At 61.2% G+C, this 26,603-nt stretch carries 21 protein-coding genes; 6 read left to right on the forward strand and 15 right to left on the reverse strand.

Annotated features, from left to right (window positions below):
* Positions 1-176: 176 nt before the first annotated feature.
* The 3 genes from ACT5M9_RS07080 to ACT5M9_RS07090 form a co-directional block, all read right to left on the reverse strand.
* Entirely contained in the window at positions 177-1,154 is a 978-nt protein-coding gene (locus tag ACT5M9_RS07080; protein WP_457980744.1) for a cytochrome-c peroxidase, read from the reverse strand.
* Between the two features lie 419 nt (positions 1,155-1,573).
* Entirely contained in the window at positions 1,574-2,482 is a 909-nt protein-coding gene (locus ACT5M9_RS07085; RefSeq protein WP_457980742.1) for a pseudouridine-5'-phosphate glycosidase, read from the reverse strand.
* Positions 2,476-3,567 carry a PfkB family carbohydrate kinase gene (locus tag ACT5M9_RS07090; RefSeq protein WP_457980740.1) on the reverse strand — a complete coding sequence of 364 codons (1,092 nt, stop codon included), beginning with the start codon at positions 3,565-3,567 and terminating at the stop codon, positions 2,476-2,478. The genes ACT5M9_RS07085 and ACT5M9_RS07090 overlap by 7 nt, the downstream gene beginning before the upstream one ends.
* 249 nt (positions 3,568-3,816) lie before the next feature.
* Between ACT5M9_RS07090 and ACT5M9_RS07095 the strand changes: the two genes are divergently transcribed.
* Positions 3,817-4,317 (forward strand): RNA methyltransferase, encoded by a 501-nt coding sequence (locus ACT5M9_RS07095; protein ID WP_457980739.1) that lies wholly within the window; start codon positions 3,817-3,819, stop codon positions 4,315-4,317.
* Between the two features lie 172 nt (positions 4,318-4,489).
* Here the strand turns inward: ACT5M9_RS07095 and ACT5M9_RS07100 are convergent, their stop codons facing one another.
* Positions 4,490-5,224, reverse strand: coding sequence for a transporter substrate-binding domain-containing protein (locus tag ACT5M9_RS07100; RefSeq protein ID WP_457980737.1), 735 nt, complete (start codon positions 5,222-5,224; stop codon positions 4,490-4,492).
* Positions 5,225-5,413: 189 nt separating this feature from the next.
* Between ACT5M9_RS07100 and ACT5M9_RS07105 the strand changes: the two genes are divergently transcribed.
* Complete coding sequence (locus tag ACT5M9_RS07105; RefSeq protein WP_457980735.1) at positions 5,414-5,842, forward strand: universal stress protein; 429 nt, start codon at positions 5,414-5,416, stop codon at positions 5,840-5,842.
* 59 nt (positions 5,843-5,901) lie between these two features.
* Here the strand turns inward: ACT5M9_RS07105 and ACT5M9_RS07110 are convergent, their stop codons facing one another.
* The 6 genes from ACT5M9_RS07110 to gpt form a co-directional block, all read right to left on the reverse strand.
* On the reverse strand, positions 5,902-6,537 hold the full coding sequence (locus tag ACT5M9_RS07110) for a murein L,D-transpeptidase catalytic domain family protein (protein ID WP_457980733.1): 636 nt from the start codon (positions 6,535-6,537) through the stop codon (positions 5,902-5,904).
* 156 nt (positions 6,538-6,693) lie between these two features.
* Positions 6,694-7,998 carry a glutamate-5-semialdehyde dehydrogenase gene (locus ACT5M9_RS07115; RefSeq protein WP_457980731.1) on the reverse strand — a complete coding sequence of 435 codons (1,305 nt, stop codon included), beginning with the start codon at positions 7,996-7,998 and terminating at the stop codon, positions 6,694-6,696.
* Positions 7,999-8,136: 138 nt separating this feature from the next.
* Positions 8,137-9,240, reverse strand: a complete 1,104-nt coding sequence (gene proB / locus ACT5M9_RS07120) for a glutamate 5-kinase (RefSeq protein ID WP_438551846.1) — start codon at positions 9,238-9,240, stop codon at positions 8,137-8,139.
* 177 nt (positions 9,241-9,417) lie between these two features.
* On the reverse strand, positions 9,418-9,810 hold the full coding sequence (gene crl / locus ACT5M9_RS07125) for a sigma factor-binding protein Crl (protein ID WP_438551845.1): 393 nt from the start codon (positions 9,808-9,810) through the stop codon (positions 9,418-9,420).
* A 62-nt stretch (positions 9,811-9,872) separates the two neighbouring features.
* The gene (gene frsA, locus ACT5M9_RS07130) at positions 9,873-11,141 is read right to left on the reverse strand and encodes an esterase FrsA (RefSeq protein WP_438551844.1); all 1,269 of its coding nucleotides are present in this window, start codon (positions 11,139-11,141) and stop codon (positions 9,873-9,875) included.
* A 184-nt stretch (positions 11,142-11,325) separates the two neighbouring features.
* Complete coding sequence (gpt, locus tag ACT5M9_RS07135; protein WP_349919318.1) at positions 11,326-11,793, reverse strand: xanthine phosphoribosyltransferase; 468 nt, start codon at positions 11,791-11,793, stop codon at positions 11,326-11,328.
* Positions 11,794-12,723: 930 nt separating this feature from the next.
* Here gpt and ACT5M9_RS07140 point away from each other — a divergent pair.
* Positions 12,724-14,175 carry an aminoacyl-histidine dipeptidase gene (locus tag ACT5M9_RS07140; protein WP_457980728.1) on the forward strand — a complete coding sequence of 484 codons (1,452 nt, stop codon included), beginning with the start codon at positions 12,724-12,726 and terminating at the stop codon, positions 14,173-14,175.
* 634 nt (positions 14,176-14,809) lie between these two features.
* On the opposite strand, the gene ACT5M9_RS07145 is transcribed toward ACT5M9_RS07140, so the two are convergent.
* From ACT5M9_RS07145 to ACT5M9_RS07165, 5 genes are all read right to left on the reverse strand, one after another.
* The gene (locus ACT5M9_RS07145; RefSeq protein ID WP_457980726.1) at positions 14,810-15,811 is read right to left on the reverse strand and encodes an ABC transporter ATP-binding protein; all 1,002 of its coding nucleotides are present in this window, start codon (positions 15,809-15,811) and stop codon (positions 14,810-14,812) included.
* Between the two features lie 100 nt (positions 15,812-15,911).
* Positions 15,912-16,928, reverse strand: a complete 1,017-nt coding sequence (locus tag ACT5M9_RS07150) for an oligopeptide/dipeptide ABC transporter ATP-binding protein (protein WP_520395661.1) — start codon at positions 16,926-16,928, stop codon at positions 15,912-15,914.
* A 4-nt stretch (positions 16,929-16,932) separates the two neighbouring features.
* The gene (locus tag ACT5M9_RS07155) at positions 16,933-18,750 is read right to left on the reverse strand and encodes an extracellular solute-binding protein (RefSeq protein ID WP_457980722.1); all 1,818 of its coding nucleotides are present in this window, start codon (positions 18,748-18,750) and stop codon (positions 16,933-16,935) included.
* A gap of 90 nt (positions 18,751-18,840) precedes the next feature.
* Entirely contained in the window at positions 18,841-19,884 is a 1,044-nt protein-coding gene (locus tag ACT5M9_RS07160; RefSeq protein WP_438552052.1) for an ABC transporter permease, read from the reverse strand.
* 106 nt (positions 19,885-19,990) lie between these two features.
* On the reverse strand, positions 19,991-21,016 hold the full coding sequence (locus tag ACT5M9_RS07165; protein WP_438551839.1) for an ABC transporter permease subunit: 1,026 nt from the start codon (positions 21,014-21,016) through the stop codon (positions 19,991-19,993).
* 737 nt (positions 21,017-21,753) lie between these two features.
* Between ACT5M9_RS07165 and ACT5M9_RS07170 the strand changes: the two genes are divergently transcribed.
* The 3 genes from ACT5M9_RS07170 to ACT5M9_RS07180 all read left to right on the forward strand — a co-directional run bounded on the left by ACT5M9_RS07170 (position 21,754) and on the right by ACT5M9_RS07180 (position 26,598).
* Positions 21,754-24,360 (forward strand): TonB-dependent receptor plug domain-containing protein, encoded by a 2,607-nt coding sequence (locus tag ACT5M9_RS07170; RefSeq protein ID WP_457980719.1) that lies wholly within the window; start codon positions 21,754-21,756, stop codon positions 24,358-24,360.
* Between the two features lie 103 nt (positions 24,361-24,463).
* On the forward strand, positions 24,464-25,228 hold the full coding sequence (locus ACT5M9_RS07175; RefSeq protein WP_457980718.1) for a DUF3450 domain-containing protein: 765 nt from the start codon (positions 24,464-24,466) through the stop codon (positions 25,226-25,228).
* Positions 25,225-26,598 (forward strand): MotA/TolQ/ExbB proton channel family protein, encoded by a 1,374-nt coding sequence (locus ACT5M9_RS07180; protein ID WP_457980716.1) that lies wholly within the window; start codon positions 25,225-25,227, stop codon positions 26,596-26,598. The genes ACT5M9_RS07175 and ACT5M9_RS07180 overlap by 4 nt, the downstream gene beginning before the upstream one ends.
* Positions 26,599-26,603 lie beyond the last annotated feature (5 nt).

Genomic DNA, 26,603 nt, shown 5'->3' on the forward strand with positions numbered 1-26,603 from the left:
TTTACGAGCATGTCGTAAATGTGAAGGTGGCGGCAATTCGGCCAAAAAACTGCGCGCAGCTGGGGGATTGTCATCCTGCCGTCATTGTGACGTGCGGGGGGCTTTGTCCCTGTAATCAATCAGATAGGAGCATGATGAAGCGGAGACTGGCTCCGCTTCCGATGCACCCCGGTTCGTCAGCTCTTGACCTGGGGCTTGGGGGTATCCGGTTGGGACGGCGGCAGCATGGGCAGCACTATCCGGGGCTGATCGCCGGTCAGGCTCCTGAGGAAGGCGGTCATGTCTTCCGCCTCCTGCTCGCTCAGACGCTGGCCGAGCTGGATGTCCGCCATGATCTGCACCGCCTCCTTCAGATCCCAGACGGCGCCGTCGTGGAAGTAGGGGTAGGTCAGCTCGATGTTGCGCAGGGTGGGCACCTTGAACCAGCCGATGAACTGCTTCTCACCGGTCACGGCGCCACGCCCCTGAGCCGGGTTGCGGGTCTCGTAGTGCTTGACCAGCCCCATCTTCTGGTAGGAGTTGCCGCCGATGGCGACGCCGTTGTGGCAGGCGGTGCAGCCCTTGTCCTTGAACAGCTGATAACCGGTCAGCTGCTGCGCCGTCAGCGCCTTGCCATCCCCCTTGAGCCAGCGGTCGAAGGGGGCATTGGGGGTGACCAGGGTCTCCTCAAAAGCGGCGATGGCGTCGGTCACCTCGTCGATGCCGAAATCCGGCTTGCCATAGACGGCATCGAAGCGAACCCTGTATTCGGGCAGGGTGTGCAGGGTCTCCACCGCCAGCTTGTGGGTAAAGGCCATCTCCAGCGGATTCTCGATGGGGCCCGCCGCCTGCTCCTTCAGATCCTTGGCGCGCCCATCCCAGAACTGGACGAAGTTGAGGCTGGAGTTGAGCACCGTCGGCGAGTTGATCGGTCCCTCCTTCCACTGGTGGCCGAGGGAGCTGACCTGATTGTCCACCCCGCCCGTCGCCAGGTTGTGGCAGGGGTTGCACGAAATGGCGTTGGATTTGGAGAGCCTAGGCTCGAAGAACAGCATCTTGCCCAACTCCACCTTGGCCGGATCACCCACCTTGACCGCTTCCACCGGTTGCACCGGCTCACTCGCCCACCCCATCCCGGGCAGTGCCAACACCAGTAGCAGATTATATTTATTCATTATTCTCTCTCCCTTGAGTTCGCGAATCATCGCCATCCCAGCCTGCTGGAGAAACGGTGGATATTATTTGCTCAAGATCAAGGGCGGATGATTAAAACCACATTAAAAACAATAGCTTTGTATTTTATGGACGGAATGATGGCGGGGTCTTGCGGGGGAAATTTGACTGAATTCCGATACCTCGATTATCGACAGCCGAGGCGCAAATAACAGCCAATTGATTAGATTGTGGCCATTGAATAAAGCGATTATTAAATATGCAATTCGGCTCCGCACATTATTGGCGTGCATTTTAAATACACCTTTAAATAATGCCCTGAGGCTGAGGTCATATTCTTCCCAGCAGAAATGAGTCGACGGCTTATTAATTGAGAGGGGGCCTGTGGCCCCCTCCCGCTATCTTGCCAACCCTCTTTCTTTTACAGGCTGGCGGCGATACGCGCCCCCAGGGCGGCGTTGTTCAGCACCAGCTGGATGTTGGAGGCCAGGGAGTTGCCGCCTGTCAGCTCGCACACTCGTGCCAACAGGAAGGGGGTGGACTCCTTGCCCTTGACCCCCTGCTCGTCCGCCTCCCGCAACGCCTGTTTGATAGCGGCATCGATGTCGGCCTTGGGCATGGCGAACTTGGCCGGGATGGGGTTGGTCACCACGGCGCCACCCGCCAGCCCCAGTTCCCACTTGAGGCGCAGAGCTTCGGCGATGGCCGCCGGGGTATCGAGGCGATAATCCACCTTGAAGCCGCTCTCCCGGGTGTAGAAGGCGGGCAGCTCCTCGGTCTGGTAGCCGATGACCGGCACGCCCTGGGTCTCCAGGTACTCCAGGGTCAGACCGATATCGAGGATGGACTTGGCACCGGCGCAGACCACGGCCACCGGGGTCTGGGCAAATTCCTGCAAGTCGGCCGAGATGTCGAAGGTCTCCTGGGCACCGCGGTGCACGCCGCCGATGCCGCCGGTGGCGAACACCCGGATACCCGCCATGGCGGCGATGATCATGGTAGACGCGACCGTGGTCGCCCCCATCCCCTTGCTCGCCAGCACGAAGGGAATGTCGCGACGGCTGCACTTGGTGGCGGCGTGACCAGCCTTGCCCAGTGCCTCCAGGGCCCCCTCATCCAGACCCACCTTGAGGCGGCCATCCAGGATGGCGATGGTGGCCGGTACGGCGCCATTATCGCGCACCACCTGCTCCACCTGGCGCGCCGTCTCCACGTTCTGCGGATAGGGCATGCCATGGGAGATGATGGTGGACTCCAGGGCCACCACGGGTTTGCCAGCGGCCAGGGCGGCGGCGACTTCAGGTTGGATATCGAGGTAAGCGTTCAACATGGGTACTCCTCCAGCAAGCGTTCAACGGCGGCCTTGGAGAGGCCGGAAAAGACGGTATCGGGACAATTGACGGTGAGGGCGGCGCAGCCGAGGGCGAAACGGGTGGTTTCGGCCATGGCCTGATCCTGCAGCCAGGCGTGGGCCAGACCGGCCATGAAGGCGTCACCGCCGCCGGTCACGTTGACGACGGGGCTGCCGAGCACGGGCAGATGACCCTGGCACTCCCCGTCGCTATAGAAGATCCCCTGATCCCCCAGGCTCAGGAACAGCCGCTGCACCCCGGCGCGGTGGAACCAGGCCGCCGCCATGGGCCAGGTGTCGGGCCCGGCGATACGGAAGCCGCACAGCTGTTCGGCCTCGCTGCGGTTGGGTTTGAGGGTATGGATGCGATGCAGCCAGGGGCGGATCTTCTCCACCTTGGCTACCGAGACGGTGTCGACGAAGATGATGTGCTCCCCCTGGCGCTCGAACAGCCAGTCCAGGGTGTGGGTCGCGAGGTTGGTGTCGAGCACCCAGAGCCGGGCCGCGGCCAGGAAGCCCGTCAGGGGGGCAAGCTTGGCCGGGGTCAGCTCGTCGATGATCCCCATGTCGTTGACGGCGCAGCTCATCTCGCCGCTGCCATCGTGCAGGCTGAGGTAACAAGAGGTCGATTGACCCTCCAGCACCAGCACCTGACGTACGTCGACGCCGGCCCGCTGGCTCACCTCCAGCAGATGGTGGCCGTACTGATCGTTGCCCACCGCGGTCAGCAGCCGGGTATCGGTGCCGAGGCGCGCCAGGTTCTCGGCGATGTTGCGCCCCACCCCGCCGGCGGAGGTGCTCACCCGGCCCGGGTTGGAGTCACCGATGCGCAGGTTGTCGTGGCTGGCGCCGCAGATATCCATGTTGGCACCGCCGATCACCACGGCGTAGGGGCCCTCGCGCAGCACATAACCCCGCCCCTGCACATAGCCCTGGCGCATCAGGCTGGAGATATGGCTCGCCAGGGCCGAGCGGCTGATGCCGAGCCTGTCCGCCAGCTCCTGCTGGGCAATCATGGGATCCTGGCGCAGCAGGGCGAGGATCTCTTGTTCACGCTCAGTCATAGACAAACATCCAATTGCAAACGTTTGTCCATTATTCTCCGCAAAGGTTTTCCTGCCAGCTTTTTGTGCAAGAAATGTCGGCTGACACACAAAAAACCTCGGGACCCTTACGAAAGGGATCAATATGAAACCCGCTTTGACTTCCCCCCATCACAGAAAGGCCGCCGCCCGCTCTGGATGAGGCAAGGGATGGGCAAAAAGCGGCGCGGGAGTATAATGCGCAGCCCTTGAGCAGGAGAGGATCACGAGATGAGAGAACCGGAGCATGGCTGCGCCACATTGCCGGCGCAGCCCACTAGCCCCTATTGCGCCATTGGCCTGGTCAATCCCAAGTCACCGGAGAACGTGGGGGCCGTGATGCGGGCCGCGGGTTGCTACGGGGCGGAGGAGGTCTACTACACCGGCAGCCGCTTCGAGCTGGCGCGGCGTTTCGCCACCGACACCAAGCAGATGGTGGAGAAGATCCCCCTGCTCGGAGTCGAGGAACTGCTGGATTTCGTCCCCTCAGGCTGCACCCCTGTACTGGTTGATCTCATCGAGGGGGCGACCTCGCTGCCTGACTATGTGCACCCCGAGCGGGCCTTCTACATCTTCGGCCCCGAGGATGGCACCCTGGAACCCGATCGCTTCGCGGCGGTGAAGGAGGTGATCTATGTGCCGACGAATGGCTGCATGAACCTGGCGGCCTCGGTCAACGTCATCCTCTACGACCGGCTGGCCAAGGGGCTCAGAGCGGGGCGGGAAGCCTGAGAGGGCACGTTGCCAGCCTAGTGCTGGCAGCATAAACAGTCCCCCTCAGCGCCTGACAATCCAGGTCATTCACCCAATCCACTCATTGCAGAGAACATGCCTGCCCCCTGAGCCGCATGGCAGAGAATCCAGCGCGAGAGGGCCAAGATGGCGGGCGGTCTGGCACAAGCCGTCACTTTTTCAGGCTCTGCGCCTGCTGCTTTATAAAGTCCCGGTAGTAGTCATAGAGCTGGTTGCGTCTGTAGATATCCGCCAGGGCGCCGGTTTTGATCAGGGATTGCATGCCGGGATCCCAGAGCCGTTCCAGTTGCCGCCCTTTCTCGTTGTCCACGAAGATGGGATAGGTCGGCACCCAGCGCAGGAAGACGCGGATCATGTCGGGGGGGATGGCATCCTTGGGGTAGAGCACCCCGGCGGTCAGGTAGTAGCGGTAACGCCCCTTGGCCAGCAGTTGCAGCGCCATGTCGTGGCTGTCTATCTCATACCAGCGCATGGGTTCGGGGATGAACTTGTCGAAAGCCCAGCCCCGCAGCCAGAGCACATCCTGATCCCGCAGGCTCTGCTCCCCCTCCCAGCTCGGCAGCCACCTCTTTTGCATCAGCACGGTCACGTCATCCGCCGAGGCCGGATGGCGGGGTTGATGCACCCCTTCCACCTCGTCACGATAGACCCCCATCGCCATGTCGCCCCCCTTCTGCGCCACCACCGCCAGCGCCCGCTTGTAAGGCACTATGTGCGGATGAATGCCGTAGCCCGCCGGCTCATAGATGGCGCGCACTATGTCCAGATAGATGCCGCGACCATCCCCCTGGCAAAAGCCCGGCCAGTCATCGCAATAGACATGTATGGTCTCGGCCCGGACGGGCCAACCAAACAGCAGGCAGCACAACAAGATCAAACGAAGCATGTAGCTGTATTTCCTCGGAGGTGGCGTTGTCAGCATGATCTGTTCACCTCTGGACACAGCATAGAAAGTTCTCGCGCAGGCTCCCACCTTTTCCCCGTTTTGCGAGCGAGTCGTGAGTTATTGCCGCCTGAACGGGTAATATGGATAACAAGATTCATTAGTAACCTAACTAGAAAGAGGAGCCACATCATGCCGTCCATCAAATCGCTACTCTGTCCCGTCGACTTCTCCGAGATGTCCAAGGCCGTCCTCGACTATGCGGTCTTCATGGCCCAGAGCCATCAGGCCGAGCTCAAGCTGATCCACGTGGTGGATCAGCTGCACGGTTTCGACAGCTACAAGATCCTGCACATGACCGCCATCGAGATCACCCACGAGATGGAGCGCCAGGCCAAGAGCCAGCTCAAGGAGCTGGTCGCCACCCTGCCCATCCCCGCCACCTTCGAGGTGCGCTTCGGCCGTGCCGCCGACGAGATAGTGCTGCAGGCGAAGGAGGACAAGGTGAACCTGGTGGTCATGGGCAGCCACGGCCGCTCCGGCATCAGCCACCTGCTGGTGGGCAGCGTCGCCGAGTCCGTGGTACGCCACGCCCCCTGCCCAGTACTGGTGGTGCGTTAACCCCAGCCCCGAGCGTCTCCATGACAAGGCCAGCCCAGCGCTGGCCTTGTGCATTCTGCTCACCCGTGGGCGTAGATGACGCTCCCCCCCTTGATGGTGTCGATGATGGCCCTGGACTGCTCCCTCGGCAGGGCGGGACATCCCCAGCTGCGCCCCAGCTTGTCGTATTTCTGCAGGTGTCTCGGGCTCGCGTAGTCCGCCCCGTGCACGACGATGGCGCGCTTGCGGGCATTGCTGTTCTTGCCCGGGCTCAGCCCATCGAGGCGCAGGGAGTAGCCGTGCTTGCCCTGATAGGTCTCGGCGGTGCGATAGACCCCGAGGGAACTCTGCCTGGAGTTGAGCTGATTGGAGAACTGGCGCGCCGCCAGCTCCCCGGAATTGCGACCGTGGCTGACCCAGGTGTGGTAGAGCAGCTTGTGGCGCTTGACGTCGATCACGAACAACCGGCGCTGGTTCGAGGGTTTGCTGTAGTCGATGATGGTGAGAATGGGTTTGCGCTTGTGGCGCACGCTCTGATAACCGTTCAGCGCCTTGCGAAACACTCGGCTGTCGAGCTTGCCTGCCAGACCGAGCTGGCGATAGAGATCCTGATCCCAGCTCGCCTGAGTGGCGCCGCTGAAGCAGATCGTCCCCAGCAGCACCGGCAGGCTCAGCCAGAGCCACCTCAGCCGCGCAATCCAGCTTGTCTGTTTCATCCTTGAAATTGCTCCCGTTTTTACTGGTAGCCTAGTGTGCAAAATCTCGCCACGGCTTGCTGGATAGTTATATGCAAGCCCCTGATGGGGCGCAATAAAAAAGCATAAAAATGCCGACAGGCGTCGGCATTTTTATCGAGGGCCAGAGAAGGCGACTCAGGCGCGGCTCAGGTAATCCGCCACCCCTACCCATTTGTAGCTGGTGAGTTCCGTCAGCCCCATGGGGCCACGGGCATGCAGCATCTGGGTCGACACCGCCACCTCGGCCCCTAGGCCGAACTGGCCGCCGTCGGTGAAACGGGTGGACGCATTGACGTAGACCGCCGCCGAACCCGCGCCGTTCACGAAACGCTCGGCGTTGGCCAGATCATTGGTCAGGATGGCGTCGGAGTGGCCAGCGTTGTGCTCGCGCATGTGGGTCAGGGCTTCGTTCACGTCGGCCACCAGCTTGACCCCCAGGGTCAGCCCCAGCCATTCGGTGTCGAAATCCTCTGCGGCCGCGGCGCTCAGGTTGTCCGCCTCCACCAGCAGTGGCAAGGCCTCCGGGGTCGCCACCAGGGTCACCTTGCGCTCGTTCATCAGCCTGGCCAGTTGCGGCAACAGAACGTCCGCCACCTTCTCATGGACCAGCAGGGTGTCGAGGGCGTTGCAGGCGGAGGGGCGCTGCACCTTGGCGTTGTCGATGACCGCGAGGGCCCGGGTCAGATCCGCGCTCTCGTCCACGAAGATGTGGCTGATGCCAAAGCCGCCGATGATGACGGGGATGGAGCTGTTCTCCTTGCACATCTTGTGCAGCCCGGCGCCGCCGCGGGGGATGATCATGTCCACGTAGCGATCGAGGCGCAGCAGCTCGCCCACCAAGGCTCGGTCCGGATTGTCGATGTACTGGACGGCCTCGGCCGGCAGGCCGGAGGCGGCCAACGCACTCTGGATCACCCGCACCAGCTCCAGGTTGGAGTGGAAGGTCTCCCGGCCGCCCCGCAAGATGCTGGCGTTGCCGGTCTTGAGGCAGAGGCTGGCGATGTCGATGGTGACATTGGGGCGCGCCTCGTAGATGACGCCGATGACGCCGATGGGCACCCGCCGACGGGAGAGACGCAGGCCGTTCTCCAGCACCCGGTTGTCGATTTCGGCGCCAACCGGATCGTCCAGGGTGATCACCTTGCGCACATCCGCGATTATGCCGGCGAGGCGCGCCGGATTGAGCAGCAGCCTGTCCAGCATGGCCTCCGTGAGCCCCGCCTCACGGCCCGCGGCGATATCTTTCTCGTTGGCGGCCAGGATCTGGGGGCTGCGCGCCTCCAGCTCGTCGGCGATGGCGGCCAGCGCCCGGTTCTTCTGCGCCGTGCTGACGGTAGCCAGCTGGTAGGCGGCTTCGCGGGCGGCCTGCCCCATTTTCTCCAGACTCATAACATGTCCTCTTTCAACCCGGGATGCCGCCTCACGGCAGCACCCTGTCATCTCTGTGAATGGCCCATGACCCCGTGGTCGCAATCCCCGTCATGGCTTGAGCCAGGTATGCCGGATTACCGCAGCACTCAGCCATCTCAGTGAATGGCTCATCATGGCTTGTCCGTAGCTGGGCCCAAGAGTGCTGTCTTACAGCAGTACCATATCGTCGCGGTGGATGGCCACGGCGCCATAGCCGTAACCCAATACCTGTTCTATCTGATCGGAATGCACGCCGCGCAACTTGTCCAGCTCGACGTGATCGTAACGGCAGATGCCCCGCGCCAGCTCGCTCCCCTTGGGATCCAGGATCCGCACCACCTCGCCCCGGGCGAAGTCGCCCTTCACCGCAATGATGCCCTTGGGCAAGAGGCTGGAGCCCTTCTCCTGCATGGCGGCGACGGCCCCCTGATCCACCTGCACCTCGCCGTGGGGGGGCGGGCCTGCCAGGATCCAGCTCTTGCGCCCTTCCAGCGGGGAGGCGAGCGCCGGGAACAGGGTACCGACCCGCTCTCCCTTGGCGAGGCGGCCGACCACTTCCGGGATCTGGCCGGTGGCGATCACCACGTTGACCCCGGCCCGGCGCGCCACGTCGGCGGCCTGCAGCTTGGTGGCCATGCCACCGGTACCGAGCCCGCTGACGCTGTCACCGGCGAGCTTGCGCAGGGTGTCGTCTATGGTCTGCACCTCTTCGATGAGCTGGGCATCGGGGTTACTGCGGGGATCGGCGGTGAAGAGTCCCTTCTGATCCGTGAGCAGGATCAGCAGGTCCGCATCCGCCAGGATGGCGGCACGGGCGGAGAGGTTGTCGTTGTCACCCACCTTGATCTCGGCGGTGGCCACCGCATCGTTCTCGTTGATGACGGGGATGATGCGGTGATCGAGCAGGGTGCGCAGGGTGTCGCGGGCATTGAGATAGCGCTCGCGGTCTTCCAGATCGGCGCGGGTCAGCAGCATCTGGCCGATATGCAACCCATAGAGGTTGAACAAGTCCTGCCAGACCCGAATGAGCTGGGTCTGGCCGACCGCCGCCAGCATCTGTTTGTTGGGCAGGGTCGGCGCCAACGGGGGGTGACCGAGGTGTTCACGACCGGCGGCGATGGCCCCGGAGGTGACCATGACGACGCGATGGCCATCACGGTGCAAGGCGGCACACTGTCTGACCAGCTCGACCATGTGGGCACGGTTGAGGCGGGCAGATCCCCCGGTGAGCACGCTGGTGCCCAGTTTGACGACTATGGTTCTGTTTTCCATGGGAACGAAGAGGTTAAAAAGTAAGGAATCCCTTTATACCCACGGCCCCCCTGCCCTGCAAGGCAATTAAGCCAGCCGGCGGCGGCAGACGGAAAAGAAGGCCCGCACGTTAAGCAGGCCTTTCCAGGATGTTGCACGGATAGGGAAAACGGCCCCGTCAACACGGGGCCGGATGAGTCAGGCTGCGGTCACGCTCAGCTCGTTGGTCACCTGCTCGGCAGGGGAGATCTTGCACTCCAGGGTGGCCAGCTTGGCGCTGATGAGCTTGTAGAAGTGGTTGAGGGTACGCTCCACCTCCGCCTGGTGCTTCTTGGGCAGCGGCTTGTCGACCCACTCCCCGTCCGCATTGTAGAAACCGACCTGGTAGTGATAGCTGAAGTGATGATCATCCTGCTCCAGCACCAGCCACCACCCCCAGAACTCCCGTTTGTCCGGCGCCGGCTTGGCGCTGACGCAGACCGACAGACAGTCGAAGCGATAGCGCCCCTCCTCGCACAGATCCTCGCGCAGATAGGGGCCGATGGCGGCGAATTGCCGCAGCAAGCGCTTATAGGTCACTCTCTCTGACATGCTAACCTCCCTGTTGAACAAGCCATACCATCACATGGTGATGTGACACTTTTAGTTTTACATCATGTGCATAGGTGCTTCTTGAGCCAGTCTACCGTCTCTTTCAGCGCCTCGTCATACACCTCTAGCAGAGGCTGTTTATCAAACACCACCGCCTTGCCGTTGCGGCTGGCGGAGGCCAATGCCCGGACATCCTGCTCGGGACAAATAAAATCTCGCTTGTGCCCGATACTCAATATCGGCACAGAGGTGCGGCTCCCCAGCAGACCTTGCGTCTTGAGGGAGAAGACCTGGCACTTGGTGCGCAGCAGATCCCACTGGGCCGCATCGGCCCCCAGCCGGTTCGCCAGGCCATCCCGCATCATGCGCGGACAGCGGGCAAACATCTCCTGATTGGTGAACACCTGATTGACCCCGGCGCCAATGCAGACCACGGTCCGCAGCTTGAACGGCTCGATGAAGGCGAGGCGCGCCGCCACATTGCCCGCCAGCCGGAATCCCACCATGGCGATCCGCTGGTGATCGACCCAGGCCACCTCGGAGAGATGGTGCAGCACAGCCTGATGGAGCCGGCTGGTGTCCTGCACCAGGGGCCAGTGCTCGGCGTAGCCGGTGCCCGGCATGTCGAGCGACAGCATGCCGATGCCGTGGGGCTCGAGGCACTTGAAGTAGAAGTTAAGGAAGTCCACCTGCAGGGAATCGATGCCGCCGCTGACGATGACCAGGGGCACGGGCTTCTCTGTGGTGGGCAGGTGCAGGTAACCCTGAATGGTCTTGCCCCGGAACGGCACCTGCAGCTCCTTGAGGGGCACCTTGAACAACCGCCCCGCCTCCCGATACGCCATGTTGCCGAGCAACTGCGCCTGATCCGCCAGCTCGTCGTGCTTGAGGTGGGGATAGCTCGCGATGGAGTAGTAGCGCACCGCCTTAAGCAGGCTCTTCAGGGCGCTGGCCGACTCCCCTGCAGCCGCCAGTTCACGTCCGCGGTTGAAGTAGCGGCCGCCCAACTGGCTCCACTCGTAGACCCAGTTACCGGGCACATAGCCCTTGATGGTATCCAGGAAGCGTTCGTGCGTACGCTCCCCCTGCCCCATGGCGATATGGGCCAGGGTCTGCTCCACCTCCACCGGATCCGCCCCCTGCCAGGCCCAGGTCGGCCGGCGCAGCAGCCGATACCAGTGGGGTGACAAGGCGCCGTCGATAAAGCTCTCCGCCAGGTTGCTGTCGTGCTCCTCGACCGGGCTGGAGTTGGATATCTCGGAGGTCTCCAATACCTTTTTGATCCGGGTGAACAGCTTTTCCGTCAGGTTGGTATCGTTGTTTGGTTCCAAAATCGTCGCTCTTCTTTCTCAGGCTATGGGCCATCTTAACCACTTTTCACGCCGGGCAGCCATAGCATAAAAAAACAGGGCCCCTAAGTGGGGCCCTTTGAAACCATTTTCGGCATGACAGCGATGAGGATGTCATCGTCTCGTGACCTGCCGCATGGCGCCAGTACTGGCGCCTGGGATGGGTTTACTCTTCGTCGCAGATGGGGTTGGCGAATTCCAGCGCCATGTCCCAGGGCTGCTCAATCCAGGTATCCTGCGGGATGGCCACTTCGAAATCGTCCACCAGGGGCTCGCCCATGGGCTTGGCGAAGATGGTGATGAACTTGGCCTTGGGGTAGAGCTCGCGGATCGCCTTGGCGGTGCCGCCGGTGTCCACCAGATCGTCCACTACCAGCCAACCCTCGCCGTCGCCGGCGGTGGTGGCGGCTTTCACCACCACCAGCTCGCGCTGGCTGTTATGGTCATAGCTGGAGATGCAGAGGGTTTCGACATTGCGAATGCCAAGTTCACGGGCCATCAGCGCGGCCGGTACCAGGCCGCCGCGGCTGACCGCGATGATCCCTTTCCATTGGCTGACAGGCAACTGACGACGGGCCAGACGGCGGGCTTCACGTTGCAGGTTGTCCCAGGACACATAAAACTTTTTCGGCATAATATCGATCTCGAAGAGTTATATAAAACAATCACTTAAAAACCAGCGCCGAACCCAAAACGGCCCGACCTCTGTCGATTCTGGCCCCCTGCCGCCAAATTTGGCTTGCACTGTGGCCGCCTCGGGAGAAGACCCTCGGCAGCGAATACGATGCAATGAGAAGCAGGATGGGCATAGCTGGCGACCTGGTCGCACGAGGGCTAGAACTCAGGCCGGCTGTTGGGCCAGCATGATAGCATCCTTTGCCACCGGATTGCCTGACAAACGTATGCGAAAGCGGGAAAAATTGGTCAGATCCCCATGATGGGCAGAGTCCTGACACGGGATCCCCCTGCCTGATCCACGCGCCATATCAAATTTCGGATAAAAAAATAGCAGGGGGAGGATGAAAACCTCGCGCACCTGCTGTTTGTCGATTCGGTCGTCAGCCTGGCTGATGACCCGCCTTAACGACGGCTGGCGTAGGGGTTCGGGTAGTTGAAGCCCTGGGTATACAGAGACTGGGCAAACCAATAGGTTGAATTGCTGCCTGACATATTAAAACTCCTGATTGCTTAACAAGTTACGTACCTTAATGCGGGCTCAGATCCTTGAACGAACACTCGGTTCCGTGGAGGCGCACTTGCTTTGCTTCGGTTCCCTGGAGGCATTCATTGTCATCCTGACAAGTGGTGTGACCCACGGCGGTTAATTTACCATCCGATTTCGAAAAAACAATATTTTTGTGATGAACATCACACAATATCTTTGTACTGGTTCGGCGCATCAAGGCAGCCATGTGTGCCGTTTGTGCTCTCTTTATCAGCACAAGCAGAGCGCTATTTGCGCCGGATCGCTCACATTTTTGTGTGATTGACTGTATTATCGTTACCCACTTCCCCAGCCCCCGCTGGGGCCCGCTATTATCCCGTGCAGGTAAGGAGTCCCGACGTGGCACAGCTGAGTTCTCTCTCTCCCAAACTGATTTGGCAATTCTTCGAGCAGATCTGCTCCATCCCCCATCCGTCCAAGCACGAAGCCCAGCTGAGCGCCTGGATAGTGCAGTGGGCCCAGGGGGAAGGCCTGGCGGTCAAGCAGGACGCCGTCGGCAACATCATCATCAAGAAACCGGCCACGCCGGGGATGGAAAACCGCACCCCAGTGGTGCTGCAGGCCCACATCGACATGGTGCCCCAGGCCAACGCCGACACCCAGCACGACTTCACCAAGGATCCTATCGATGCCTACATCGACGGTGAATGGGTCACCGCTCGCGGCACCACCCTGGGGGCCGACAACGGCATGGGCATGGCCGGCTGCCTGGCCGTGCTGGCGGACAAGACCATCAAGCACGGTCCGCTGGAAGTGCTGCTGACCACGGACGAAGAGACCGGAATGACAGGCGCCTTCGGCCTGGAGGCTGGCTGGCTGGAGGGCGAGATCCTGCTCAACACCGACTCCGAAGAGGACGGCGAGGTCTACATGGGCTGTGCCGGCGGGGTGGATGCCAATATCCGCTTCCCGCTGGAGCAGGTTGCCGCCGGTGAAGGGGAAGGGTTCGAGCTGCAGGTGAAGGGGCTGCGTGGCGGCCACTCCGGGGTCGACATCCACCGGGGTCGCGGCAACGCCAACAAGCTGCTGGTGCGCCTGCTCAAGGCCGCCGAGCCGCTGGGTGTTCGCCTGGCCGAGATCAGCGGCGGTACCCTGCGCAACGCCATCCCCCGCGAGGCACGCGCCACCCTGCTGGTGCCCGCCGCCAGCGTCAGCGAGTTCAAGGCCCTGGTGGATCGCTATGCCGGCATCTATCAGAGCGAGCTGACCGCCACCGAGGCGAACCTGACCGTGCTGCTGAGCGCGCAGGACAAGCCGGCCAAGCTGATGAGCGAAGCCCTGCAGGCCCGCCTGCTGGACTCCCTGATGGCCTGCCCGAACGGCGTCATCCGCATGAGCGATGCCATCCCGGGCGTCACCGAGACCTCCACCAACCTCGGCGTCATCAAGACCCTCGAGGGCGAGGTGTACGTGCAGTGCCTGATCCGCTCCCTGATCGACTCCGGTCGCGAGAGCGTCGAGCAGATGACCCGCTCCCTGTTCAACCTGGCCGGTGCCAGCTGCGAATTCACCGGCGCCTACCCGGGCTGGGCTCCGAACGTCGACTCCCCCGTGATGGCCCTGGTGCGCAACAGTTACCAGACCCTGTTCGGTGAGTTGCCGAACGTCATGGTGATCCACGCGGGTCTGGAGTGCGGTCTGTTCAAGAGCGCCTACCCGGACTGGGACATGGTCTCCTTCGGCCCGACCATTCGCGGTGCCCACGCGCCGGGCGAGAAGGTGCATATCCCGGCGGTCGACCGCTTCTGGCAACTGCTGGTGCACGTGCTGGAGCAGATCCCCGCCAAATAAGCCCGGCCTTATCGCCAGCATCCATGCCCCGCCACAGTGCGGGGCATTTTATTGGCTGCGCCCCGCCATCCGCGCTGGTTCACCCCTATCTTCTGTTGCGACCGCCCGTTTATCTCTCTTTTCTGTCACTCTCCCCCTTGAAAACGTATCCATAAGAAAACCTTCACCCGAAAACCTTTTCCATGATTTATGTAAATTTACAACACAATAAGTTGATCGGGATCACAAAAGCTCCTAGCATCGAACCGTGACCCAGGTCACACACAACAACGATTAACAGAGCGATGAGGTAAGACCATGTTTGAGAATCTGGCAGTGCTGTTCCACCTGAAGGGTGCAACCAGCAAGAAAGGCGCGGAAGAGAAGGTCACTTATGCACCGGCAACCCGCAACTACTACTTCCGCTATGGCGCCTGAGTGGGCCAATCGAAAGACAAAAGTGGTAAAATTACAAAATAAACGACAACTCACACAGCAGCCATCCCCCAGGGGACGCTGTCCTGCCCTGGCCAGAAGTTCCACGGCCAAACCTGAACTCCAACCATGAAGATGGGGCCTACAGGCCCCATTTTTTATTGCTCTTCCCGCTGACCATCCGGCTCGGATGCCGGTGGCCGTGGCGTGGCCGCCGGCATCAGATCGCCTTTCCCAGGGGGACCGCCTCCGCCGCCGGCAAGGGGAAGTGGCAGGCCACCTGATGGGCCAGCCCATCGCACAGCTTCAGCGCCGGCGAGGTACCGCGGCACAGATCCGTGGCATAGGGGCAGCGCTGATGGAAGTGGCAGCCGCTCGGGGGCGAGATGGGGGATGGCACGTCGCCGGTCAGCAGGATGCGCTGGTTGCGGCGGCGGGGATCCGGCACAGGAATGGCCGAGATGAGCGCCTGGGTATAGGGGTGGCGCGGGCTCAGGTAAAGCTGCTGGGCATCCGCCAGCTCGACGATCCGCCCCAGATACATGACGGCGATCCGATCCGAGATATGCTTCACCACCGACAGATCGTGGGCGATGAAGATGATGGCGAGGTTCATCTCCTGCTGCAGGGTGAGCAGCAGGTTCACTATCTGGGACTGCACCGAGACGTCGAGCGCCGACACTGCCTCGTCGCACACAAGCAGCTTGGGTTTGAGGGCGATGGCCCTGGCGATGCCGATGCGCTGACGCTGACCGCCGGAGAACTCGTGGGGGTAGCGATCCGCCGCGCTGCGGGGCAGGCCCACCTTGTCCAGCAACTCGCAGACCCACTCCCGTCGCTGGGCGGCCGTGCCCTTGCCGTGGATGACGAAGGGCTCCTCCAGGATCTGACCCACGGTGTGGCGGCTGTTGAGGGATTCCGCGGGATCCTGAAACACTATCTGCATCTCCTGGCGCAGAAAGCGCATCTCCTTGGGCGACAACTGGGTAATGTCGCGCCCCTCGAAGCTGATCTGCCCCGAGGTGGGCTCGAACAACTTGAGCAGTGAGCGCCCCAGGGTGGACTTGCCACAGCCTGACTCCCCCACCAGCCCCAGAGTCTCACCCTGTTTCAGATCGAAGCTGATGCCATCCACCGCATAGACGGTGTAGTGCTTGCGCAAAAATCCCCCGCCCATCTTGAAGTGCTGCTTCAAGTCCCGTACCGACAGCAAAACGCTCATAGCCCCCACTCCTTGCCATCCGGGTGCTGAGGCGACATCAATTCAGCCTCCCTCATCACGCAGGAATACCGCTTAAAACCGGCCACCGACAACAAGATGCTCATATACTCAACTCCTTCCAGTGGTGGCAAGCTACCTGGTGGCGCTCTCCCAGGGACTCCGTCACCGGGTTGGTCCCCACGCAGATCTCGGTGGCGTGGGGACAGCGGTTGGAGAAGCGGCAGCCCGCCGGCATCTCGTGCAGGGCGGGCACCTGACCCTTGATGGTCTTGAGCAGGCTCTTGGGCACGTCTTCGAGGCGCGGGATCGAGGCCATCAGACCATGAGTATAGGGATGGCGCGGCCGGTCAAACAGCTCATAGATGTCGGCCCGCTCCACCGCCCGGCCCGCGTACATCACCACCACCTCGTCGCACAGCTCCGCCACCACCCCGAGATCGTGGGTGATGAAGATGATGGCCATGCCGGTCTGGGCCTGCAGCTCCTTCATCAGATCCAGGATCTGGGCCTGGATGGTCACGTCCAGCGCCGTGGTGGGCTCGTCGCAGATGAGCAAGGAAGGCTCGCAGGCGAGCGCCATGGCGATCATCACCCGCTGACGCATGCCGCCGGAGAGGTTGTGGGGATAGACCCCGAAGCGCCGCTCCGGCTCCGGGATCCCCACCTTGTGCAGCATGGCGATGGCGGCCTCTTGGCGCTGCTTCTTGCCGTAATCCGGTCTGTGCAGGCTGAACACCTCCATCAGCTGAGCCCCGACCGTCTGCACCGGGTTAAGGGCCGTCATCGGCTCCTGGAAGATCATGGAGATGCGGTTGCCCCGCACCCGATACATCTGATCCGGCGGCAGCGACAAGAGCTCCTCCCCCTGAAAGCGGATGGAGCCCGCCACCACCTGGCCGTGGGGCTTGGGCAGGAGCCCCATGATGGCCAAGGATGTGACGCTCTTGCCGCAGCCGGACTCGCCGACGATGCCGAGGGTCTGCCCCGGCGCCACGGAGAAACTCACCCCGTCCAGCACCTTGATCTTGCCGTCATCGACGGCGAACTCCACCTCGAGATCGCGTACCTCGAGGATGGGGGCCTCGCCCTTGGCCATGGCCGCACCTCCCTTATCCATGACCTCAATGGTGTGCATAGGTCTTGTCGAGCAGATTGATGGGAGCCAGCGTCTCGCCCGCTTCCTTGGCTTTCTCGGTCTCGTCCTTCACCTTGGGGTCGATCCAGAGCAGGCCGCCGCTGCTGTGGGGGTAGCCATCCATGGGCCAGTAGAGCAGATCCGGGGTGTTCTTGGTGGCAGGCACCTCGGGCAGCATCACGTAGCGCCAGCTGCTGGCCCGCACGTAGTTGAGCTGCACGCCGGGCACGAAGATGGCGAGATCGTAGATGCGTTGCTGGATCTGGCGGGAGAGCTCGGCCCGCTTGGCCATGTCGAACTCCACATCGTAGGCATCGATCAGATTGTCGAGATCCTTGTCCGCCACGTTGAACAGGTTATTGGTCTGGGGCTTGTTGGCGTTCTCGGAGTGGAACGACTCCCAATACTGGGGATAGAGACCACCGCCGGCCCAGCCCATCCAGGCCGCCTCGTGCTTCTTCTCCAGCATCACCTTGAAGCCGGTGGCGCCATCCACCAGGTTCAGCTCCAGATCCAGGCCCGCCTTCTTGGCCTCCTCCTTGAGCACGGTCAGCCGCTTGGTGTGCTCCTGCGTGGTGTAAGTCACCGCCAGACTGAGTCGCTCCCCCTTGTCGTTCTGCAGGATGCCGTCCGGCCCCGGCTTGGCGTAACCCCCCTTGGCGAAATACTCCCGCGCCTTGGCCACGTCATAGGCCCGCTCTGCCAGCTGCATGTCGGTGAACTCGCCGAAGCCCGAGCCGAAGGTGGTGGCACGGTCGTAATCGCCGCGCAGCACGGTGGCGATCATCTTGTCGAGGTTCATGGCGTGCTGGATGCCGAGGCGCACGTTGAGATCCGCCAGCTTGGGATTGGCGATGTTGAGGTGCAGCCCCTGCCCCCCCTGCTTGGTGTCGGTCATGGCCATCACCTTCTGCACGTAGCCCTGCTTGTATTCCGGGGTCACCGCCTTCTCGTGCCACCAGTTCGGCAGGATCATCTCGAAGGTATCGACCTCTCCCTTCAGGAAGTGGCGAAACGCTATGTTGTGATCCCGGATCACCTGCACCTTGATGGTATCGATGTTGAATCTGTGCTGGTTGTAGCGATCGTTCTGGGCCCACCAGTTCGGCTGCTTGCTGAAGGTGATGGACTTGCCTTTCTTCACGTCCGTCATGACATAGGGGCCCGTGGTGGGTACCAGGGACCAGTTGTACTGCTTCACCCAGTTCGGGGTCAGCTTGTAGTAGTGCTTGGGCTGGGGCCAGAGTTCGGTGGTGTTGAGCAGGTCCAGCTTGGCCTTGCGGTTGCCCGACTTGACCTCGATGGTATGGTCATCAATCTTCTCCACCGCCACGATTTCCGTGGTGTAGTAGTTGTTGTACCAGGGGGCGCGGATCTCCTTGGAGCGCATCATCTCGTAGCCGAAGGTGTAGTCATCGGCGGTGACCGGCTTGCCATCGGACCACTTGGCGCGGGGATCCAGCTTGAAGTAGACGGTCTGGTTGTCCGGGGCTATGGCCCAGTGAGTCGCCAGCGACGGAATGGGATTGCCGGTGTTGGGATGGAAGCTGATGAGGCGCAGCTGGTTGTCCTGGATGAAGGAACGAAACGTGCCGTTGGAATCGGGCCCCACGGTGCGAAACGTCAGCGGGAAGCTGTCGATGAACATGGTGAGGGAGCCGCCGGGCAGCGCCTTGGGGGAGGCAAACACAGGATCAGTGTCATTGGTCTCCCACTTGAGATCCGCGGGCAGGCTGGCGGCCCAGACCCAGGATCCGTTCACCAGCAGGAAAATAGCACCTATCCATTTGATTTTATTCTTCATATTTGACTTCCTGGTCATGACCCCTGCGATGGGGCTTCTTGATTAAGGGTTAAATCACATCATTCCATGTACTGCCGGCATCTCATTCCATCATTGGTAGCGGGTGAACTTGCGCGGATCGAACGCCTCCCGGATGGCCTCGCCGATGAAGGAGACCATGATCAGCACCAGGCTCACCGCCGCCACCACGGAACTCACTATCCAGATGGCATCCAGGTTGTTGATGCCCTGGGAGAGCAGTTCCCCCCAGCTCGGGGTCGGCGGCGCCAGGCCGAAGCCCAGGTAGTCCAAGGCCGTCAGGGTGGAGATGTTGCCCACCACGGCGAAGGGCGCCAGGGTGACGATCATCATCAGGGTGTTCGGCAAGATGTGATGGAAGATGATGCGCCCCGTGGTCGCCCCCTGGGCCCGCGCCGCCATCACATAGTCCCGCGCCCGCTCCTTGTAGGTGAGGGTGCGCATGTACCAGGTGATCCCCATCCAGCCGAACAGCACGTTGATGCCGACGAAGAGCCCGAAGTTCGGCTTGGCCAGCGACACCAGGATCATGATGACGTAGAGGAAGGGCACCTGGGACCAGATCTCGATAAAGCGCTGCAACACCAGGTCGAAGCGCCCGCCGAGAAAGCCCATCATGCAGCCTATGCTGACCCCGATGACATAGCTCGCCACCAACGTGATGAAGGCGAAACCGATGGCGATGCGAAAGCCGTACACCAGGCGCGCCAGCACGTCGCGGCCGCTGGTGTCGGTGCCGAGGAAGTGACGCTCCGCCAGGCTGGGGGCATAGGGTGGGTAGGCATCCTGCTTGAAGTCCTGCTCATAGGGGTTCCAGGGCACCAAAGGCAACAGCACCCAATCCCCCTTCCCCTCCTTCTCGAATTTGGCCTGCAACTGGCGGTAGTTGGTCTCGTACTCATAATCCAGCCCGAACTGCTGGCCCGGGATCACGTCCCCGTAGGTCGGGAAGTAGAACTCCCCCTGATGGCTCACCATCAGGGCCCGGCTGTTGACCAGGAGCTCCGCCAGCAGGGAGACGATCACCAGGGCCGAGAAGATGACGAAGGAGTAGTAACCCCGCTTGATGGATTTGAAACGCTTGAGTTTTTTCAGCGTGACCGGATTCAGGTTCATGGTCAGTCTCCAAACCGCATGCGGGGATCGACGAGGGAGATGGCAACGCAGATATCGGCGACAAAACTGAGCGCTATCGGCATAACGAACGACATAGGCTTCATGCTCAGTCTCCAAACCGTACGCGGGGATCGACGAGGGCCACGCAGATGTCGGAGACGATATTGCCCACCAGCATCAGCATGGAGGTGATGGCCAGGATCCCCATGACGGTGGGGTAGTCCCGCTCGACGATGGCCTCGTAACCGAGCAGGCCGATGCCGTCGATGTTGAAGATGGTCTCGATGAGGAAGGATCCCCCGAAGAAGACGGTGAGCACTGACCCTAAGTGGCTGGCGATGGGGATCAGGCTGTTGCGCATGGCATGGCCGGTGACCGCCTTGCGAAACGGCAGCCCCTTGGCCACGGCGGTGCGCACATAATCCGCCGACAGGTTCTCCATCAGGCTGTTCTTCATGGTCATGGTGAGGATGGCGAAATCGCCGATGGCGTAGGCGATGAGCGGCAGCAGGGCGTGGGCGAAGACGGTGCGGATCTGATCCCAGCTGCTCTCCATGTATTCGAAGTCGTCCCCCGGGAAGCCCCCCATGGGCAGCCACTCCAGGTGGAAGGCGAAGACGGTGATGAGGAAGATCCCCACCACGTAGGCGGGCAGCGCATAGGCCATGTAGATGAGCATGGAGCTCAAGGAGTCGAAGCGGCTGTTATGTTTGAGCGCCTTGGCCACCCCGAGTGGGATGGAGACGGCATAGCTCAGCAGGAAGGTGGCCAGCCCGAAGAAGGCGGTGACCGGCAGCCGCTCCTTGATGAGATCCCACACCGGCTCGTAGTAGCGGGTCGACTCCCCCAGATCCAGCACGGCGAGTTTTTGCAGCCACTCCCAATAGGCGACCAGCATGGGCTTGTCCAGACCGTAGAAGGCCTTGAGCTCCTCGATCTGCTCGTCGGAGAGGGCCTGGGCCCCCTTGCTGCCACTGGAGCGCCCGTTTTCGTTCTGCGATACCTGCGCCTGCATCAGCATGCGTTCGACCGGGCCGCCCGGCACGAAGCGGGTGATGGTGAAGACGAGCAGGGTGATCCCGAGAAACGTCGGGATGATCAAAAGCATCCGACGTAAGAAATACGACAGCATGGTGGAACCTCGTCCTTGTTGTTCTTGTATGGCCGTTTCATTCCAATGAACAGCCTGTCCTTCCTGGCATTACTCACTGAATTGACTGTTATTGGCAGTCAATCCCGCTCGGTCACTGTAAAAGCTCTGCAACAAAAATCAAGTAAAACGAGGCCCATGAATACCTACCGACAGGGGCAGTATAAAAAACTGAGATTTTTTTCCAGAAAACCCAACTTCAAGATAAAAAACTGCTACGCCATCGGGTTTAAATTGTTTTTAATTAATAAAATTTAATTAAACAAACCTTGCAGCAAGACATAAAATGCAAAAATAACAACAACATACAATCAAACCCCTTCAACTTCATTTTTACCTATAAGAGAAGAGGGAATTTCCAGTGAACGGAACCGGGGTACGAGCGAGGACATGAACGACGACAGATTTAAATGCTACCAAAGTAGACTCTTGCGATATATCCATCATCAAGACATATGCATTATCGATAAGTTCAAAAATAATCAATAAAATCGAAACCACTTCATTTAACATCGTTTTCACATCGCTGAATGTTATCTGAACAGTATAAAATCCTAAAAAATATCCACATATAAAACATAGTCAGCTTATTACCGCACGCCTCCCCATCCGCCCCGCCTCATTTGACGTCAAACCTCAAACCTTGATAAGCCTTACGCACCGCTCCAACGAGGGCGGTACAGGAAGCAAACAAAAAACAATCAGGAAGGATACTAGCGATGCTTAGGAAAAGCAGACTCTCTGCTGCCGTAGCGTTTGCCTTGGCGAGCGCGGCAGTTGTGGCCACCCCTGTCCTGGCCGAAGAGGGCCAGAACGTAGAAAAACTGCAAAAAATCAAGGTCACTGGCTCCCGGATCTCCCGGGTCGACGTGGAAGGTTCCACCCCTGTCGTCTCCGTCAGCAAGGCCAGGATCGAAGAGTCCGGCCAGCAAACCGTCGCGGATTACCTCAAGCAAGCCTCTTACAACTCCTTCGGGGGTGTCTCCCCCGCCTCCGGCAGTTCCTTCCAGTCCCAGTCCACCGTAGGCCTGCGCGGTCTGGGGTCTGAGCGCACCCTGGTACTGCTGAACGGCAAGCGGGTCGCCGGCTCCCCCACCATGGGCGGCACCTCCATCAACCTGAACACCATCCCCATGGCCGCCGTCGAGCGGGTCGAAGTCAACCTGGACGGTGGTTCGGCCATCTACGGCTCCGACGCCATCGGTGGTGTCATCAACGTGGTGCTCAAGGAAGGCTATGACGGCCTGACCTTCCAGGGCCGCCTCGGCTCCCCCACCGAAGACGGTGGTGACGAGGCAAGCGGTTCCGTCGTCGCCGGCATCAACGGCGAGAAGGGCTCCCTGATGGCGGTCTACGAGCATGACAAGAAAGACGTCATCTACGCCCGCGACCGGGATTATCTCTCCAAGCAGGGCAATGACTCCCCCAGCCCCTATGGCCGCAACGTGGAAGGGATCACTGGCCTGGATGCGAACGGCGACCCTATCTGGAAATACGGCCCCCTGGCCGGTGCCACCAATGCCGATGGCAGCTGCAAGTCCCCCTTCGTGGGCTTCGAGGACGGCTGTAACTACAACTACGGCCAGATTGCCGCCACCACGGCCTCCCGCAGCCGTGACACCCTGTATGTGAACGGCCGCTATCACATCAACGATACCGTGGACTTCGTGCCCCAGATCATCGGCTCCCGGGTCGAGAGTTTCGGGCGCTTCGCCCCCGCCGCCGGCGCCTTCACCATAGATCCGGCCAACCCGAAGAACGCCCAGTTCTTCACCGACAACGGCCTGGACGCCGCCGCGACTCAGGGCCTGGGTGAAGCCGCCTACGCCTACTACCGCTTCAGCAACGTCGGTCCCCGTGACAACCTGGTCACCGACCTGACCGGCAGCCTGAACCTCGGCTTCGAGGGCACCATCACCACGGAATCCGTCGGCGACATGCAGTGGAACGCCGGCTACCTGTACTCCAAGACCGACAACAAGGAGAACGGCACCGGTTATGTGCTGAAATCCGCTGCCCAGCAGGCGGTGGCCGACGGCAAGTTCGTGGGTGGTGAGTTCGATGCAGAAAGCACCAAGGCGATGACGGCCGACACCAGCCGCCGCTCCACCATGGACTTCTACCAGTGGTACGCCGGGGTGCAGTGGGACATGGGTGAACTACCCGCCGGTCCGGTCAGCTGGTACGCTGGCGCCGAGTACAACGACTGGGTCTACTCAGACAAGTACGATGCCCAGTCCGAGGCACTGAACATCATCGGCTCCGCCGGCAACTCCTCCGGTGGGGTGCGCGACGTGACCGCCGCCTACATCGAATCTCTGGTGCCCATCACCGAGCAGATCGAGATGAACCTGGCCGGCCGCTTCGATGACTACAGCGACTTTGGCAGCGCCTTCTCGCCCAAGGCGAGCCTGCGTTACCAGCCGCTGGACAACCTGATGCTGCGCACCTCCTGGTCCCGCTCGTTCCGCGCCCCCAGCCTGAGCGACCTCTATGCGGCGGATTCGGAGTCGGCCGACTGGGCCAAGGACTATGTCTACTGCGAGGCCAACGGCATCTCGGCGGCAGATTGCCCGAATCGTCAATACACCACCATCCGCACCGCCAACGAGCAGTTGAAGGAAGAGACCGCGGATACCTGGAACTTCGGGGTGGCTTACAGCCCGATCGACGATCTGAACCTCTCTCTGGACTACTACACCATCAGCATCGACGACGTGATCCAGCTGAACTCCCTGCAGTCCGTCATCTATGACGAGATGAACAGCGGCGGATCCAGCAGCGTCACCCGTAACAGCCAGGGCAAGATCACTCAGGCCATCGCCCCCATGGTCAACCTGGGTACCCTGGAGACCTCGGGCCTCGATCTCAAGGTGGATTACAAGTACGACCTGAACTACGCCACCATCCGTTATGACCTCGGCGGCACCTACATCCTGGATTACAAGGAAGGTCTGTACGCCGGCGGCCCCGTCATCGACAAGATCGGCCAGAACGGTCTGCCCCAGTTCCGCTTCAGCTCCGGCGTGGGCGTCAACGTTCCCCAATGGTGGAACATGGACACCTACCTGAGCGCGAACTACATCGACTCCCAGAGTCAGGACTACATCGCCGATACCGGTGAGGAAGTCGGTCACATCGCGTCCCAGACCACCTGGAACCTGAACGTCGGTGTGGAAGCGCCCTGGAACGGCAAGATCCAGGTCGGGGTGAAGAACATGTTCAACGTGGGCCCGTCCCTCGAGAGCGATGGCTTTACCTATGACGACGAGCTCTACAGCATCGACGGTCGCATCTACTACATCGACTACGCCCAGAAGTTCTAACCCAACAAGCAAGAGACAAGCCGGCCCATTCGGGTCGGCTTTGCCCAACATTCCAAGGAAGTAATGGAGATAGGGTAATCCTATGAAAAAAAGGACTATTACAATGAAGAAAGCGCTCCTCGGCAGCCTGATTTCGGCCGCCTTGCTGACCAGCTTCAATCTGAGTGCCGCCTCTGCCAGCCAGGCAGTGGACGCTCAAGCCGCCACCGACAATGCATCCAAAGTCTCCCAGCAGAAGATCGACACCTATGCCGAGTCTGCCGAGACCGCCCTCGCCCAGTACAAGGCCGCCCTGCGTCAGGTCGACAGCCTGCGCACCTACAACGAGCAGGTGGGCAAGATGGTCGAGTCCCAGAGCAGCGAACTGGCCTCCATGCAGCGCCAGATCGCCCAGATCGATCAGACCAGCACCGAAGTGGTGCCCCTGATGCTCAAGATGATCGACTCCCTCGATCAGTTCGTCTCCCTGGATCTGCCGTTCCAGAAGGTGGAGCGCGAGGACCGCGTGGCCGCCCTGACCGATCTCATGAACCGGGCCGACGTCACCATCTCCGAGAAGTACCGCAAGATCCTCGAGGCCTACCAGATCGAGGAGGGTTTCAGCCGCACCATCGAGTCCTACAAGGCGAGCCTGGACAAGGATGGCGGCGAGAAGACCTACGAGTTCCTGCGGGTCGGGCGCATCGCCCTGCTCTACCAATCCCCGGATGGTAACGAGACCGGCATGTGGAACAAGAAGACCCGCCAGTGGGAAGAGTTGCCCCAGGAGTATCGCAGTGCAGTGGAACAGGGCCTTCGCATCGCCAAGAAGCAGGCGCCCCCCGCCCTCATCAAGCTGCCGGTTCAAACTGCGGAGAAAGCATCATGAAAGGAATCAAACTCGCCATTGCCTCCCTGATCGCGGGAGCCACCCTGATCACCCTGCCGGTGACCGCCGCCGAGCAACCGGTGGATCTCAATGCCCTGCTGAACCAGGTCAAGGCCGCAAGCACCAGCGAATCCCAGCTCAACAAGGAACGGGAGGCCCGCTTCCTCGCGGACAAGAACGAGCAAGGGGCCCTGCTGGCCAAGGCCAAGGCCGAGCTCGCCGCCGAGACCGCCAAGGGCGAGCAGCTCAAGGCGACCTTCGACGCCAACGACAAGCAGCTCACCGAGTTGACCGAGACCCTGCGCCAGCGCTCCGGCAACATGGGGGAGATGTTCGGCGTGCTGCGCCAGTTCGCCGGTGAGTTCAAGGGGATCTTCAACGCCTCCGCCCGCCGGGTCGAACACCCTGAGCAGGCGGCGCTGCTGACTCGTCTCGCCGAGAGCAAGGAGCTGCCCTCCAGCGACGACCTGACCGCCTTCTGGACAGTCACCCTCGGCCGCATGGTCGATGGCGGCAAGGTGAGCCAGATCCCGGCGACCGTGGTCTACGGCGAAGGCAACCAGGCCGAGAAGACGGTCACCCAGATCGGGGAGTTCAACACCGTCTCCGAAGGGAAATACCTGACCTTCGTGCCGGAGACCGGCAAGTTCGAACAGCTGCCGCGCCAGCCCGACAACAGCGTGCTGGAGCCGGTGGCCAAGTTTGAGCAGGGCGGCGGCGCCGTCGAGCCCATCTTCGTCGACCCGTCCCGCGGCGTGATCCTCTCCCTGCTGGTCCAATCCCCCACCTTCAAGGAGCGGGTCGATCAGGGGGGTGAAGTGGGCTACGTCATCATGGTGCTCGGCGTGCTCGGTACCCTACTGGCCCTGTTCTGCGGTGCCCGCCTCTCCCTCATCGGCGGATCCATGCGCAAGCAGCTGAAATCCGATCAGATCGTCAAGGGCAACCCCATCGGCGAGATGCTGGAGGCCTATCAGAACCATCGTGGCGACAACATCGAGGATCTGGAGTCCAAGCTCGACGAGATCATCCTGCGCAACGTGCCCAAGTTCGAGAAGGGGATCAGCATCATCAAACTGATCGCCTCCGTAGCCCCGCTGCTGGGTCTGCTGGGTACAGTGGTCGGTATGATTGCCACCTTCCAGGCCATCACCCTGTTTGGTACCGGCGATCCCAAGCTGATGGCGGGCGGTATCTCCGAGGCCCTGGTTACTACCATGCAAGGCCTGGTGGTCGCGGTGCCCATGCTGTTCCTCTACACCATAGTGCAGACCCAGAGCCGTCGTCTCATCCAGATCCTGGAAGAGCAGAGTGCCGGCTTCGTCGCCCGCTATCAGGAAAATCTGCACGCCGCCAAAGCCGCAGCCTAAGGAGT

The organism is Aeromonas sp. AE23HZ002T15 (assembly GCF_054165525.2).